10 protein-coding genes are annotated in these 15,327 nt (G+C 68.7%); 2 read left to right on the plus strand and 8 right to left on the minus strand.

The genetic code is table 11. The features are described from left to right. Window positions 1-48: 48 nt before the first annotated feature. The 3 genes from QH196_RS23860 to QH196_RS23870 all read right to left on the minus strand — a co-directional run bounded on the left by QH196_RS23860 (window position 49) and on the right by QH196_RS23870 (window position 9,010). The gene (locus tag QH196_RS23860; protein WP_280418055.1) at window positions 49-1,005 is read right to left on the minus strand and encodes an MFS transporter; all 957 of its coding nucleotides are present in this window, start codon (window positions 1,003-1,005) and stop codon (window positions 49-51) included. Further along, entirely contained in the window at window positions 1,002-7,721 is a 6,720-nt protein-coding gene (locus tag QH196_RS23865; RefSeq protein WP_280418056.1) for a type I polyketide synthase, read from the minus strand. Before QH196_RS23865 ends, QH196_RS23860 begins: the two co-directional genes overlap by 4 nt. A gap of 239 nt (window positions 7,722-7,960) precedes the next feature. Continuing rightward, window positions 7,961-9,010, minus strand: a complete 1,050-nt coding sequence (locus QH196_RS23870) for an alpha/beta hydrolase (RefSeq protein ID WP_280418057.1) — start codon at window positions 9,008-9,010, stop codon at window positions 7,961-7,963. Window positions 9,011-9,288: 278 nt separating this feature from the next. Between QH196_RS23870 and QH196_RS23875 the strand changes: the two genes are divergently transcribed. Continuing rightward, a complete protein-coding gene (locus QH196_RS23875; protein WP_280418130.1) occupies window positions 9,289-9,789 on the plus strand; it encodes an SRPBCC family protein in 501 nt (166 codons plus the stop codon). Between the two features lie 36 nt (window positions 9,790-9,825). On the opposite strand, the gene QH196_RS23880 is transcribed toward QH196_RS23875, so the two are convergent. From QH196_RS23880 to QH196_RS23890, 3 genes are all read right to left on the minus strand, one after another. Beyond that, on the minus strand, window positions 9,826-10,203 hold the full coding sequence (locus QH196_RS23880) for a hypothetical protein (RefSeq protein ID WP_157112590.1): 378 nt from the start codon (window positions 10,201-10,203) through the stop codon (window positions 9,826-9,828). Between the two features lie 192 nt (window positions 10,204-10,395). After that, a complete protein-coding gene (locus QH196_RS23885) occupies window positions 10,396-11,373 on the minus strand; it encodes a hypothetical protein (RefSeq protein WP_280418058.1) in 978 nt (325 codons plus the stop codon). A gap of 72 nt (window positions 11,374-11,445) precedes the next feature. Further along, window positions 11,446-11,625, minus strand: coding sequence for a hypothetical protein (locus QH196_RS23890; protein ID WP_280418059.1), 180 nt, complete (start codon window positions 11,623-11,625; stop codon window positions 11,446-11,448). Between QH196_RS23890 and QH196_RS23895 the strand changes: the two genes are divergently transcribed. After that, entirely contained in the window at window positions 11,608-13,077 is a 1,470-nt protein-coding gene (locus QH196_RS23895) for a hypothetical protein (RefSeq protein WP_280418060.1), read from the plus strand. The two genes, QH196_RS23890 and QH196_RS23895, sit on opposite strands and share 18 nt — an antisense overlap. A gap of 42 nt (window positions 13,078-13,119) precedes the next feature. Here the strand turns inward: QH196_RS23895 and QH196_RS23900 are convergent, their stop codons facing one another. Then, window positions 13,120-14,694, minus strand: a complete 1,575-nt coding sequence (locus tag QH196_RS23900) for a DHA2 family efflux MFS transporter permease subunit (protein ID WP_280418061.1) — start codon at window positions 14,692-14,694, stop codon at window positions 13,120-13,122. Further along, window positions 14,691-15,173 (minus strand): MarR family winged helix-turn-helix transcriptional regulator, encoded by a 483-nt coding sequence (locus tag QH196_RS23905; protein WP_280418062.1) that lies wholly within the window; start codon window positions 15,171-15,173, stop codon window positions 14,691-14,693. The genes QH196_RS23900 and QH196_RS23905 overlap by 4 nt, the downstream gene beginning before the upstream one ends. Between the last annotated feature and the right edge of the window lie 154 nt (window positions 15,174-15,327).

Here is a 15,327-nt window from a genome sequence, read left to right on the forward strand (position 1 = left end):
GTCCGACACCGACACCGAGTGCGACTGCGATGTGTGTTTCCTCGGGCATCAGGTGGTAGAAGGTCCAGAACTCCGAGATCGTCGGGCAGTAGGCGGCGTTTTTCGGGCGTTCCCGTTGGGGGTAAACTTTCCCAACAACGGGTGTTTCGCTTCCCCGCGGCCGGCTAAACGGCGGGGGGCGAACAGATCCAGCCGCACCAGCGGCCCGGAATCGCGCCGGGTCGCGGCACGTTCGTGGAGCAGGGTGAGCGCGCCCAGCCCGAGCGCCACCACGACGATCAGGCACGGAATCGGCCGCCACCCGCGCAGATGGATTTCCGACAATGCGTACAGCAGAGCGAACAGGGTGGCAGCGCACAGCACCACGCCCGGGTAATCCATCGGGACCCGCTGGGGTGGGGTCTCCAGGCGCAGGAACCGCCAGGCGAGGCCGAAGGCCGCGACCCCGAGCGGCAGATTCATCAGGAAGATACTGTGCCAACCCAGCCCCGCGATATCGGCGGTGACCAGGGCGCCGCCCAGGACGGGCCCGAGCAGGCCCGCGAAACCCGAGGTGGCGCCGTAGAGCGCGAACACCTGGGTATGTAACCGGCGCGGGAACAGGGCAGTGAGGATCGCGATGGTCTGCGCCGCCATCCCGCCGCCGGCCACCCCCTGGACGATCCGCGCCAGGACGAGCTCGCCGGCACTGTCGGCGGTACCACACCACACCGATGCCGCGGTGAACGCGACGACCGCGAACAGGAACATCCGCCGCCGCCCGATCCGGGCACCCAGCCGCGCGGCGGCGAGCAGGGTGCACGCGAAGGCCAGCGAATACCCCGACACGATGAGCAATTGCTGTGCGGAACTCGCGTGCAGATCGGCGGTGATCTCGGGTAGCGCGGTGTTGACGATCGTCACGTCGATCATCTGCATGAACACCGAGAGCAGACAGCCGGCGAAAGCCGCCCACGCGCCCGCCCCGGCGCCCGCCCGGGCGTCTGCCGTAGTGCCGGTGATCACCGAGAAGCCTGCCTGCCGAGCAACACGCCCTCGTTCCCCACGGACTCGGTGCCGCTGCCCCCTACGGATTCGCCGCTGTTACCGGCGGGCTCGCCGCCACTGCCCGGCGCCTGCGAGAGGTTACCGGCGCGCACCGTCGGGGTGTACGCGTACGGCGCAATACGGTGCGGCTCGCGAGTCACACCGTCGCCTCCTGCCGTGCCGTTACTGTCGGCTGTCCTGCGGTCGGTGGCGCCGTCGGCCCGGTCACTACCGTCCCCGTTCCCCGTCCCGTTGCCGAGGGCGGTGGGAGTTCCGGGATTCCGGGGCGTGGCCACTGTTGCGGAGGAGGCGGGCGTGGCCTCCCGGGAGCCGGCCGGTTCGGGTGCGGAACCCGGGAGGGCCGCCGCGAACCCGGCCGCCGGATCTGTGGCCAGAATCAGCTCGGCCACTTTCGGCCCTGCCTGTTCGAGGCTGAACGCGCGCCCCATCTGCAGCGACATGAGCTCGACGCCGAGCTGTTTGCTGACCCGGGAGCCGAATTCGACCGCCATCAGCGAATCCAGGCCCAGTTCGGTGACCGGGACGGTCAGGTCGATGGTGTCGGGTTGTACCCCCATCACGACGGCCAGCTGGTCGGCGAGCATCCGGGCCATGGCCTGCCCGCGTTTACCCTCATCGAGGGCGGTCAGGTCGGCTTTCAGTTTCGCCAGCATCGAATTGTCCTGGACCGAGGCCGCGACGAGCGCGGCGAGCCGCCCGGTGCGGCTCATCTGCGGAAACGCCGCGGTGAGTTTCGACCAGTCGGTGGGGATGACGGCGGCCCGGGTGACGCCCAGTCGCAGCGCCTGTTCCAGGTAGAGCGTGCCGTCGGCCATATCGATCGCCCCGAAACCGGCCAGTTCCAGGTATTTCGCGACCTTCTCGTCGGCGGCCATACCGCCGGCGGCGCCGGACATATGGCCCCAGCCCACGCACAGCACCCGTTCCCCGGCCCGTGACCATTCCTCGGCGAGGGCTTCCACGGCGAGGTTGGCGGCGGTGTAGTTGTACTGACCGAAGATCCCGAACATGGAGCCGCCGGAGGAGTACAGCACGAACATATCCGGTCGCGCCCCGGCTCCGGTGACCGCGTCGTGCAGTATCCGCGCGCCGTGTACTTTCGACCGGTACACCCGCGCCAGCTGCTCGGCGTCCATATGTTCGACGCGGTTGTCCGCGACGGCCCCGGCGGCGTGGAAGACACCACGCAACGGATACCGCGGATCGTGTGCCCGGGCCACCAACGCGGTGACGGCGTCGGCGTCGGCGATATCGGCCCGTTCCTCGATCACGGTGACCTCGGCGGCCCGCCACGCGGCCAGTTGCCGGCGGGCCGCGGGTGTGGCGGCACCACTGCGACCCACCAGCACCAGCCGGCGCGCGCCCTTGGCGACGAGCCAGTTCCCGGTGGCCATACCGAAACCGCCGAATCCGCCGGTGAGGAGATAGGTTCCCGCCGGGTCGATCTCGAGTTCGGGCAGCATCGGCCGGACCGGTGGCGCCTCGTCGGCCATCGACAGCGCGATCCGGCCGATCGTGGTCGAGCGGATGGTGTCGTCGAACGCCTTGGCGACCTCGTGCGTCCCGTACAACTCGTAGGGCAGCGGCCGGTATTCGCCGGTCCGGAACTTCTCCACCACGCGGCGCAGCAGATCCGCCAGTTGTAGCGGCCGGAATCGGCACATGCGGTCGAGATCCATCGAGAAGTAGGACAGGTTCTTGTCGAATACGGACAGTTCGAGCAGGCCGCCGGTGTAGATATCGGCCTTGCCGACCTCGACGATGCGCCCGAATTCGCGGATGGCCTTGAAGTTCTGCCGCAGGGCCTCACCCGGCGCCGAACTGAGAATCACGTCCACGCCGGTGCCGTCGGTCAGGGCCAGGACATCGTCGGCGAAGTTCAGCGACCGCGAATTCAACGCGTGGTCGGCCCCGAGTTCGCGGATATGTGCCCGCCGCTCGTCGGTACTCGCCGTTCCGATGATCCGCGCTCCGCGCGCCTTGGCCACCTGGATCGCCGCGGAACCCACACCGCCGGCAGCGCCGTGGATGAGCACGGTTTCGCCCGGTTCCAGGCGGGCGAGGTCGAGCAGGGAGTACTCGGCGGTGCCGAACGCGGTGGTACTGGTGCACACCGCGGGGTCCGTGCCGGCGGGCAGCGGGATGACCGCCGTGCGGTCGACGATGTGGTACCGCCGCATCATGCCTTTCGCCGCCAGCGCGACCAGATCGCCGACCGCGATATCGGTGACCCCGGCGCCGACGCGGGTGACGGCGCCGACGCCTTCCATCCCGGGGCTCGTGCCGAAGAACGTATCGGCGAGTTCGCGTTCGCCGAGAATTCCCATGACCTTGAGCGGGTCTTTGTAGTTGAGGCCGATGATGCGCATCCCGACCTCCACCTCGCCCGGCCCGGGATCCCGCCGCGGCGTACGCCGCCAGGCCAGTGCGGACAGCAGTTTCGATTTCGGGATCTCGAGCTCGAAATCGGCCTCGGGGTCGGTGAGCGGTTCCGCGGTTTCCAGGACGTCGATACGTTCCTGCAGCGGGGTGGTCACCCGCGGCAGCCAGCGCGCGCCGTCGCGCAGCAGCACCTCGTCGGAGTTGTCGTACCGGAATGCGCCGGGAACGCCCAGTTCGGCGACGAGGTCATCGAGGGAGGTGCCGGGTTCGGTATCGATGAGCCGCCAGCGCAGCGCGGGCTGTTCGTTCAGCAGCACCCGCCGCGCACCGGCCAGCGCTGCTTGGCGGGAATCGGGCGGTGTCGGCGTATCCGGCAGGGCGAAGGCGTGTTCGGTGACCAGCGTGACATGGCAGGAGCCGTCGCCGATACCGACGATCGGGGTATCGCCCTCGCCGGGTGCGGCGAACTCGTGGGTGGCGACCGCGATCCGCTTCAGGGTCCACAGATCGGCCAGATCGTCTTCGATTCGCCCGGCCACCACCACCAGATGGAGGCGGTCGGTCTCGGGATCAGCCGTGCCCGTGCGCAGGAGCTCGGTCAGCTCGGTCTCGAGATCGGGATCGTCACCCGTGGTGAGCCGGTACCGGGCGCCGGGCAGTGTTTCGGCCAACGCCCGGGCGCGGTCGCTGTCGCCCAGTGCGAGAACGACAGTCGCCGGGGATCCGGTATCACCGAGTGCCGCGGTATCGATGGGGTCGGCCGGTTCCATGGTGTCCGAGTAGTAGAAATCGGCCATCCGCTGCAGTGGGCTGCCCCCGGGCGTGAGGGCGCCGAGGCGTACCCCGATCAGATGCAGGCACAGCGTGCCGTCGGCGCCGAGCAGCCGCACATCGGCGAGACGCCCCGATTCCGGATCACGCCGTGCGACAACGGTCACCTCCTCGGGCAGCTCCCGGTACATCCGCACGGCCTCGACCCCCACCGGAACCATCGCACCGTCGCCGAGCCCGTCCTGGGCGAACAGCAGCGCCACGGTTTGCATCGCGGCGTCCACCACCGCGGGATGCGCGAGATGCCCGGAGCCGGCGGCGATGGTCGCATCGACGGTGGCGACCACCGCATCGCGTCCGGCACGTACGGCCGTGACCCGCCGGAAAGCCGGACCGTACTGCAGTCCGCGCGACGCCAGGGCCGCATAGAACAGTTCCGGTTCGAAGTCGACCGCGGATTCCGGTTCCGGCACTGTATCGACGACCGTCTCGTAACTGCCGTTGAGGATGCGGCCCGTGGAATGCACCGTCCATACCGATCCGGTGGCGCTGCGCGACCGGATCAGGAACCGGCCGCCGCCCTCCTCGATACCCAGTTCCAGGAACGGCACATCCGGTTGCGCCATGACCAGCGGCGCCACGAACCGCACATCTTCGAGCGCGACCCGTTTGTCACCGGCGCGGGTGGCGGCCGCGCTCAATGCCGCGTCCAGATACGCCGCGCCGGGCATGATCCGCAGACCGCCCACGACATGATCGGGCAGCCACGGCAGCAGTTCGGTCCCGACCTGCAGCATCCAGCCCGGCCGGCCCTCCATATCGGGGTCGCCGAGCATCGTATAGGTGCCGGGGCTGCCGAGCCGCAGCTGTTCGAACAACGGCAGCGGATTGTGCAGCCGGGTGTTCTGCCACGGATACCGCGGCAGCGGCAGATGTTCGGTGGCCGGGCCGTCCGGCGGGAACAGTGCCGCGATATCGAGGACTCCGGCGGCGTACACCCCGGCGATCGTGCGGCAGATACTGTCGGCGTCGTGCGCCTTACGGTTCAGGGTCGCAACTGTCGCACCGTTCTCGCCGGCGGCGAGCAGCACCTCCCGGATATTGCCGGACAGCACCGGATGCGGCCCGATCTCGACGAACACCCGGTGCCCGGCGGAGACCAGACCGGCGATCGCGTCGGCGAAACGGACCGGCTGCCGGACATTGGCACACCAGTATTCGGCGTCGAAACCGTCCTCGGCCTCCACCACCGCCTGCGCGGTCACCGTGGATACCAGCGGGATCCGCGGCGCCCGCGGGGACAGATCCGCGAGCGCGGTCCGCAATTCGCCGAGGATCGGGTCCATGAACCGGCTGTGGTAGGGCACCTCGACCCGCAGCGCGCGGGCGAAGGCACCGTCCTCGGTGAGTTTTTCGGCGATCTCGTCGAGACGGTCCACATCACCGGCCAAGGTGAGCGATCCGGGACTGTTGACCGCTGCGATATCCACCGCATCGTCGTCACCGAAATACTCGCGGACCTTCTCCGCGCCGGTTCCGACGGCGAGCATCCCGCCCGTCCCCGCGGTGGTGGCCTGTAACCGGGACCGGTGATAGGCGACGGTGACCGCTTCGCGCAGCGTGAGCATTCCGGTCACATACGCGGCCGTTACCTCGCCGACGCTGTGGCCCACGATCCGCGCGGGTGCGATTCCGTACTGCGCGAGCTCGGCCACCAGCCCGACCTGCACCAGGAAGTTCGCCGGTTGTGCGACCTCGGTCGCGGTGACCCGGGATTCCTCCTCGGGACGCAGCAGTTCTTCGAGGATCGACCAGCCGGCCACCTCGGCGAACGCGGCGTCGACGGTGCGCGCGGTTGCCGCGAAAACACCGTCGGCGGCAAGCAGGTCGCGGGCCATACCCCACCACTGCGGACCCATCCCGGAGAAGACGAACACCGGTTCGCCGGTGCGCTGGGCGACGGTGCGCACCGCATCGCGGCCCTCCCCGCCGGCGTACTGCCGCAGTTCCGCGACGAGCTCCCCGCGTTCCCGCAGCGGCATTCCGGTGCGGAACTGGTGGTGCGCCAGCCGGGTCCAGGCGGCCTCGGCCAGATGGTCGGGGTCCGCACCGGCCTCGAGCAGATCGGCGAACCGGCCGGCCATGGCACGGACCGCGGGGGCGCTGCGCGCCGAAAGCGGCAGTACCCCGAGATGGTGGCGTTCGCGGTCTGCGGGGGTAGCGGTGGCCGGCCGGAACTCCTGCAGGATCGTATGCGCGTTGGTGCCGCCGTAGCCGAAGCCGTTCACCGCGATCGTCATCGGCCCCGAGTCCGCGGGCAGCGGTTGCGGCTCGAGCTGAATATGCAGATTGAGATCGGCGAACGGGATATCGGGATTGGGTTCGTCGAGCCATCCCTGCGGCGGGATGGTGCGATGATGCAGGGCGAGTGCCGATTTGATGACACTGGCGATCCCGGAGGCGGCCTCGGTATGCCCGAGCGTGGCCTTCAGCGAGCCCACGCCGAGCGATTCCGGGCGGCTGCCGGCCGCGCCGTAGACCGTGCCCAGGGCGCGCAGTTCGATCGGGTCGCCCACCGGTGTGCCGGTGCCGTGGGCCTCGACATAGGTGATCTCTTCGGGCGAGAGCCCCGACCGCGCACAGACTGCCCGTGCCAGCGCCTCCTGGGAATCGGCGTTGGGCACGGTGATGGCCGCGGTGCGCCCGTCCTGGTTGGACCCGGTGGCCTTGACCACCGCATAGACGCGGTCGCCGTCGCGCACCGCCTCGTCGAGTTTCTTGAGAACGACGATACCGCCGCCCTCACCGCGGCCGTAGCCGTCCCCGGCCGCATCGAAGGATTTGCAGCGGCCGTCGGCCGCCAGGAAGCCGCCCTTGCACATCATGACGAAGGTTTCCGGCTGCAACATGACATTCACCCCGCCGGCCAGGGCCATCGTGCAATCGCCGTTCTCGAGTGCCTGACAGGCCAGATGGAACGCCACCAGCGACGAGGAACAGGCGGTATCGATGGTGAGCGCGGGCCCGACCAGGTCGAGAGCGTAGGCGATCCGGTTGGACAGCATGGTGTAGGACGCCGACGCCGCAGTATGCATATCCACATGCGCCAGCGCCGGGCCCACCACGCCGACCACGGACTGGTCGACCACGAATCCGCCGATGTAGACACCCACCGATTCCCCGCCGGCCTTACCGGCGGCCCCGGCGTCGTCGAGTGCCTCCCAGGTGACCTCGAGCAGGAGACGCTGCTGGGGGTCGAGGCCGGTGGCCTCGCGCGCGGAGATACCGAAGAAATCGGGGTCGAATTCCCAGGGGTCGGTGGTGAGGAATGCACCCCGTTTGGTGTAGCTGCGGCCGGGGGTCCGTTTTTCCGGGTCGTAGTAGCGCCGGTAATCCCAGCGGTCGGCAGGGATCTCGACGACGGCATCGCGTTTACCGGCCACGAAATCCCAGAACGATTCCGGGGAGTCGATCCCCCCGCCGAATCGGCAGCCGATACCGACTATGGCAATGTCCGACATCTACATGTCCTCCCGGATCCGGGTGAGCTGCGGTATTCGCCGCCGACGCCGCCGGAAACATCAGTTGCGATGAAAGTCCGGCAGAAGTGCCAAAAGTTCGCAAAATATCCGGTGCCGCTACGGCATTGGGGCCGACGCTACCGATGGGGTTCGAGTGACTGGAACAACTTCCGGACAACCTTCCGTCACCACACAAGCGGTCACGGGCCGAATTGTGAGGTAGCCCAGTAGGGTTGCGTTCACCCGCGCAACGCCGCGGCGAACAGCGGCCACGAATCATGCAGCTCCTGCTGCCAGTACCCCCAGGAATGCGTGCCGTCGGGTCGTAGTGCGACCGTCGCGGGAATGCCCAGCTCGTGCAGGCGTTCACCCAGCCGGGCCGTACACCCCGCCGCGACGGTCTCCAGGGCGCCGCCGATCAGCAGCTGGTCGACCAATTTGCCCGGATTGCGCCGGATCCCCGGGCCCTCCATGGTGTCGAGAGCGCCCGGCGTGCCGGTTCCGGCGGAGATATACAGGGCGAATCTGCGTAACTCCTCGGCGTGCAGGAACGGGTCGTTGTCCGACCATGCGGGATCGTGCGGCGGGCCCCACATATTGAGCGGGTTGCCCCCGTTGCTGCGCACCACCATCTCGACCACCGCGCGACCGTGCGGCTCACTGGTCCGGACACAGCCGCTGTAGGAGCCGAGCGCACGGTACCGGCCGGGTGCGGCGAGGGCGAGCTGGAACACCGACGCCGCGGCCATCGATACCCCGGCGAGCGCGTTGGCGCCGCTGCCGCGGTAGGTGGCGTCGATCAGCGGGGGCAGTTCCGCGGTGAGGAATGTGGTCCAGCGCTGGCGGCCCAGGACAGGGTCGTCGGCACGCCAGTCGGTGTAGTAGCTACCGGCACCGCCGATCGGATTGACGACGGTGACCTGCTCGGAGCCGAAGAATTCGGTCAGATCGGTGCGGTCGAACCAGTTGCCCCCGTCGCCGCCGCCGGTGATCCCGTTCAGCAGGTACAACACCGGGGCCGGCGCCGCCGGATCCCTGGCCGGTAACACCCGTACCGGGATCTCACGGCCCATCGCGGCCGAATACACGGCCAGCTCGAGCGCACGCCCACCGAGTGCCCGGCTACCGGTTATCCGGGTTTCCTGCGCTCCCGGTTGCCCGCGGGCGTCGGGCGCGGCCGGGGAGTGATTACCGGGCGCGGCGGAAGCGGGGGAGACCGCGACCGGTACGAGAGCGAGCGCGGCCACGAGGACGAGCAGGATGCGGTGCGTGCGGCGTGGGTGACGCATCGCCGGAAGTTATTGCGGCCGGCGGCCTGCCGGGGGTGGTTCCGCCCAACTCTGTGACGCGGGCCAGTACGCGAGGAAATTCGCTGCCACCGGTCCCAAGCCGGCCCTGGCGGGGCGGGCGGACGCCGGAGACCTGGACATACAACTGGACAGGTGTCACGATCGGTTCGCAGCCGGTATTCCGTGGCTGTGCCGAGCGACGAGAGGAACAGACGGATGGAAATCCGTGCGAATCGGGGACCGGAGCACAGGATCGGCGGTGGCCGGCGGTGAGCACTATGCGTCCGTGTGAACGAGTCGGGCTCGAATTCCTCGAGAACGCGCCGGTGCGGTGCAGTAACAGCGTGGACCTGGCGATCACCCCCGCGCAGTTGTTCGAGGTACTGGCCGATGCCGAATCCTGGCCGCAGTGGGCGAGCGTGATCACCAAGGTCACCTGGACCAGTCCGGAACCCCGCGGCGTGGGGACGACCCGGGTGGTCGATATGCGCGGCGGGCTCGTCGGTGACGAGGAATTCCTGGTCTGGGAACCGAATACCCGGATGGCGTTCCGGTTCAACAGTTGCTCCACCGGGGCGCTGGCGGCCTTCGCCGAGGACTACCGGATCGAGCCGACACCCGAGGGATGCCGGCTCACCTGGACCCTCGCGCAGAGCCTGGCCGGCCCCGCGCGGTTCACGGCCTTCGTAGCGACACCCTTCATGAATATGGCGTTCCGCCGGTTCCTCGCCAACCTGCGCCGCTACACCGACCGCCGGTTCGCCCCCGCGCAGCCCTGAGCCCGACCTGGGCGGACCGCGCCGGTCCGCCCAGGGTCAGCCCATCAGCAGCGAGCCCGCCAACCAGGCGGCCAGCACCAATACGACACCGATCAGCGCGCCGGGATACAGTGCACGCCCGCTGCGTGCCGCGTTCACCGAGGTGGCTGCGCCGATCAGGAAACCGAAGCAGCCACCCAGCACGATGATCCAGTTCCCCGTACTCGGATCGGTACTGCAGCCGGTACGCCCTTCGCAGACGCCCATTGCCAGCAGGAACCACGGGGAGATGACCACCGAGACGATGGCCAGCGTGGCGAGCAGGAACCACAGCAGTGCGGTGATCACCAGATCGGGCTCGCGGGGAGCCGGTAGCGGCGCGCCCCGGCCGTAGGCCTCGTCCGGGATGGGGGCGACAGGGTAGTCGGTGGACATCTGGTTCGGGAACATATGCCTCGCGATCGCTCGAGCCGACAGGGCCGCTGATAGGTATTTCGGAACCGTGCCTGTGCCGCAACTGATCCGGCACGCGCGCGACACTACACTGCGCGGCCGGTACGCGGCGGGGTCCGCGAGGATCGGGGCCCTGCCGGCCTCGCGAACCGGGCGGCGCGGTGCGGCCCGCGCCTAACGTTGCGGTGTCCCGGGCCGGTCGTCGTCCGGCGGATCGTTCTCCACCACTCGTGCGCCATCCGGTTCGGCTGCCGGGGACTCCGTGGCCGGCACCGGATCCGGTGGCCGATCGGCGCCCGCCGCCACGTAATTGCTCGTCGTCGCCCGGGATACGCTGATCCGCCACGGAATCCACGACCACGGCGACCCCTCCGTGCGGCGCGGCGCCATCGCGACCGCCACCACCGCTCCGGCCACCGAGACGATCACCGCGGTGATCGCGGCCGTGGTGACCGTACCCGAGGCCACGTAGTCGATTTGATTCAAACCCGCCACCGGTTTGGTGCCGTCGTTGAACGCCCAGTCGATCCAGGAACCGATCTGACCGCCGAGATCCCAGCGTCGCGCCGTCATATCCTTGAGGCTCTTCTGCCGGGCCGTCAGATACAGCAGGTTCACCACGACCAGTACGGCGGTGAGCACGGATGCGCCGGTGGCGATCCGTGCGAAACGCGGTGAATCGGTGACGATGTAGATCGCCACGGCGGCCAGGCAGACGGCGATCGCGGCACTCGCGGTCACCGCCCACGAACCGGTCAGGTCGGCGGCGGGCGGTGCGCCCTTGGACGACCATACGGCCAGGTAACGGGTGGTCGTATCGATCCGCCCGAACGCCGTGGCCGCGGCCGTTCCGTCCGGTCCGTTCGCCACCATCCAATGCTGGAACATCAGGATGAACGCCACGATGCCCCCGAGCGCACTGAATACGTAGCCCCACTTACCGGCCAGTCGTGGTGCCGTGCGGATATCGTCGGCGCGCCCGCGGGCCCGGCACAGTAGCGCAGTGGCCGCGGCCCTGCGCTCATTCCACCGCTGCGTCCGGTCGGCGGCCGGATCCGTGGCCGCCGCGCTCCCCGCGGTGCCGGCGAACGAGGAGCGCACCGCGTCGGCGTCCGGGCCCGCGTTGCGGCCCCACGGGGTCGGTTTGGCCATCATTCCAGTGTATTTCTGCGCCCACCACTGGGAATAGGATACGGAAACGCTTGCACGCCACCGGGTTCGGCGCTACGCCGCATCAGTCCGGTGCGCGTGCCCGTTGGCCACCAGATCGACCACGGTATCGCGGAGCACCGCCTGGATACGTTGCGCATGCTCGAGGAGTACGGCCGAGGATCCGTCGTGACCGGGCGCCCCGGCCTCGGCGGCAGCCACCAGATCGTTGGCGGTATGACACAGTGCGAGCAAGCGCCGCACCATATCCCACCGTTCGGCCGGCGGTATGACTTCTGCTTCCACGAAGAGGTCATCGCCGCCGGCGCGGTCGTTGTTTCGCGGCTCGGGCAGATCGCGGACACGCCGCGCCGGAAGAGCAGGTTCGGTCCAGGCATACCGGACGGTGATCGCCGGCCCGCACGGCACCGGCTCGTCCGGTCCGGTATCGCTTCGGTAGCGTCCACGTCACTGTCGATCTACCCGCCGGGAGGTAAAACGGTGTACGCAGGCCGGGTTCTGCTGACGCTGTTGGCTGCTGTGCTCGTGGCGCCGGTCGCCGCCTGCGGTGCCTCCGACGACGAGCAGGCCGCTGCTCCGGCGAACCGCGGGAAGATCGTGTCGGTCACCCCGATGCCGGCGATGAACGCCTCGGAAACCAGCGCCTATCTCGACAAGTGGATGTACCCCCTGCCGCAGGCAGGCGGTGTCCGCCGATACAGCGTCGAATACCGGACCGTCGCCGCGGACGGTGCCCCGACCACCGCCAGCGGATTGGTCGTAGTGCCCGAGACCGAGAATCGGCGCCTGCGTGCGGTGTCCTACGCGCACGGCACGATCGTGCGGCGCGACGAGGCACCGACCGCCGACGGCGAAACCGACCGCGCCCGGGCGACGCTGTTCGCCGCCGCCGGCTACCTCGCCGTGGCACCGGACTACCTCGGCCTGGGCACCGGGCCGGGCCCGCACCCCTACGCGCATGCGCCGTCGGAGGGCACCGCGTCCGCGGATCTGCTGCTCGCGGCCCGCGCGCTGCTCGATCGGCAGGATCGTGACCTTCACCCCGAGGTTCTGGTCACCGGCTTCTCCCAGGGCGGGCAGGCCGCACTCGCCCTCGCCCGGGATCTTCGCGAGGGTGAGGTGGACGGTTTCGGTCTCGGTGCGGTGGCCGCGGTGAGCGGACCGTACGCCGTCCAGGAGGTCCAGGCCCCGGCGGCCCTGGACGGGCGGGTGGATCCGCGGCAGGCGGTGGTCTATCTCGCCTACTGGATCACCGCGATGAACCGTATCTACCACCTGTACGACCAGCCCGCCGAAGCCTTCCGGGAGCCATACGCACAAAACGTCGAGGAACTCTTCGACGGCCGCCACGATATGCTTCGGATCGGGGCAGGGCTCCCGCGGACACCGCAGGAACTGCTCACCCCGGAATTCCTGTCCCTGGCGCTGAACCCGACCGGTGCCGCCCTGCGTGCCATGGCCGACAGCGATGCGGTCTGCGACTGGCAGGCCGGCGTCCCGGTCCGGTTGTACGCCGCCCCGGGTGACCGCAGTGTGCCGTTCGAGAATGCGCAGCGCTGTATGAAATCCGAACTCGGCGCCGATGCCGAGCTGATCGAACTCGGCGATCTCGACCACGGCGGCACCGTCCGTGCGGCGCTCCCGCAGATCCTCGAATGGTTCCGGAATACGGCACCGCCCGCCTGAACCGGCTGGGTTCGGGCGGGCGGTGCGCAGACTACCGGCGGATCAGTGCATCAGCACCGGCGCCGGAGCGTTCTCACCGGTATTCGGCACCGAACTGGCCTTACGTGGTAGCAACAGCGAGAACACGACGGTCACCACGCACAGCACGAACGCAACCCAGAAGCTGGTCGCGTAGGCGTCCGCCATCTCGCCGAGCATGACAGCCTCGAACTTGTCGCCCAGACTCGCCAGGTACTGCAACACCGAGGGGTCCGGCTGTGCACCGGTCTTCTGCGCCTCCATCATCGCCTGACCGGCCGAGACGGCCTCCGAGCTCTGCATCCGGTTGGTGAGCACCACCGAGATCACCGCGACGCCCACCGAGCTGGCGATCTGCTGAATGATGTTGAGCAGCGTGGATCCCCGTGCCACCTGCGCTTCCTTCAGCGTGCGCAGCGCGGCGGTCATCAGCGGCATCATCGTCAGGCCCATACCGAGCCCCATGACGAACAGCACCCCGAGAACATAGAAGTAGGAACTGTCGGCGCCGATCTGCGTCAGGCCGAACATGGTTGCGGTGAGGATCGCCAGGCCGACCGGGACGACCCGCCCCACCGGAATCTTGTCCACCAGCATGCCCGCGATCGGCATGGTGAGCAGCGAACCCAGGCCCTGCGGCGCCACCAGCAGACCCGCCATCAGCGCGCTTTCACCGCGCACCTGCTGGAAGTAGGTCGGGATCAGCAGCAGGCCACCGAAGAACGACGCGGAGAACAGGAACATGGTGACCGTGGCGACGGTCAGATCGCGGTTCTTGAACAGCCGCAGATCCAGCAGCGGATTCTTCGGCTTGAACGAGTACACGATGAACGCGGCGACGAGCGCCCCGCCGACCAGCATGGTCGCCCACACCTTGGGCGTATTGACGGTGCCTTCCTCCGGGATGGAGGAGATGCCGTACAGGAACAGCGCCAGACCCGGCGACAGCATCAGCATGCCCACGAAATCGAACTTCTCGGTGGGCCGCGCCTCGTCCTTGGGCAGGGCGAACCAGGCGTAGACGATGGCGATCGCGCCGAGCGGCAGGTTGATCAGGAAGATCCAGTGCCAGGACGCGTCCTCGATCAGCCAGCCACCGAGGATCGGACCGAGAATCGGGCCCAGCAGCATCGGCACGCCGAGGATGGCCATCAAGCGGCCCATCCGCTCGGGGCCGGCGGCTTTGGTCATGATGGTCATACCGAGCGGCATGAGCATACCGCCGCCGAGGCCCTGGATCACCCGGAAGCCGATGAGCGCACCGATGTTCCAGGACAGCGCGCACAGCACCGATCCTGTGGTGAACAGCAGCAGCGCCATCATGTACAGGCGTTTGGTGCCGAAGCGGTCGGCGGCCCAGCCGGTCAGCGGGATCACGGTGGCCAGCGCGAGGGTGTAGGCGGTGACCGTCCACGCGACCGTCGAGTAGTTGGCGACGTCGAATTCGGACTGGAACGTCGGCATGGCGACGTTCACCACCGTGATGTCCAGAATGGACATGATGGATCCGAGAACGACGACACCGGCCAGTTTCAGCACCGATGCGTCGATCTTCTCCGGGGCCCCCGCGGCGGGCGCGGGGGCTGGACTTGCGTTCACGAATTGTCTCCTGAAGATGCTGGGGGGCACGCCACGACGTTGTGAATGGCCCCGGATTCGAGGACAGCGGTGAGGACCCGGGAGAGGTCGGCGCGCAAGGGGCCGGGCAGGCGGTGTACCACCTGGTCGATCGTCGCGCGGTGGATGGCGATCTGGTCCCAGGCGAGCTGACGCCCCTCGGCGGTGGGGCCGACCAGTTTCACTCGCCGGTCGGTCGGGCTTTCCTCCCGCGTGAGCAGGCCCAGGCGCACCAACCGGTCGACATTGCGCCCGGCCGCGGTCATCGACAGGCCGAGTTCACCCGCGATGGTGTGGATCGGTTGCGGCTCGCTGCGCCGCACGACGCTGAACAGCACTCGCGCCTGGGCCAGGGTCAGATCCAGCTCGGCGAGCCGGTCCACCCCTTCCCACCGTCCTGGATCGCAGACTGCGAGCACGAAGTGCTCGATCAGTGTGCTCGTTTCCGCCTCACTTGCCACCGCGCGATGATATGGGCACCCGTGATAGTTGCGGAAGCGGGACTATCGCGTCTGTGATGGGAAACATAACCGCGTGTCTGTCCGCATCACGGGCGATTCGCCCGGGTACGGGCCTACGCGGGCCCCGGTGACGACAACCCGATCGCAGGCACCG

Origin of the sequence: Nocardia carnea, from assembly GCF_029868325.1 — a bacterium.
Classification (GTDB): Bacteria; Actinomycetota; Actinomycetes; order Mycobacteriales; family Mycobacteriaceae; genus Nocardia; species Nocardia carnea_C.

What these genes read in the sequence shown, in the direction of transcription:
- QH196_RS23885 (WP_280418058.1), bottom strand. Translation starts at nt 11,373, where the DNA reads ATGGCCAAACCGACCCCGTGGGGCCGCAACGCGGGCCCGGACGCCGAC.
- QH196_RS23865 (WP_280418056.1), bottom strand. Translation starts at nt 7,721, where the DNA reads ATGTCGGACATTGCCATAGTCGGTATCGGCTGCCGATTCGGCGGGGGG.
- QH196_RS23895 (WP_280418060.1), top strand. Translation starts at nt 11,608, where the DNA reads ATGACACAGTGCGAGCAAGCGCCGCACCATATCCCACCGTTCGGCCGG.
- QH196_RS23875 (WP_280418130.1), top strand. Translation starts at nt 9,289, where the DNA reads ATGCGTCCGTGTGAACGAGTCGGGCTCGAATTCCTCGAGAACGCGCCG.
- QH196_RS23870 (WP_280418057.1), bottom strand. Translation starts at nt 9,010, where the DNA reads ATGCGTCACCCACGCCGCACGCACCGCATCCTGCTCGTCCTCGTGGCC.
- QH196_RS23880 (WP_157112590.1), bottom strand. Translation starts at nt 10,203, where the DNA reads ATGTCCACCGACTACCCTGTCGCCCCCATCCCGGACGAGGCCTACGGC.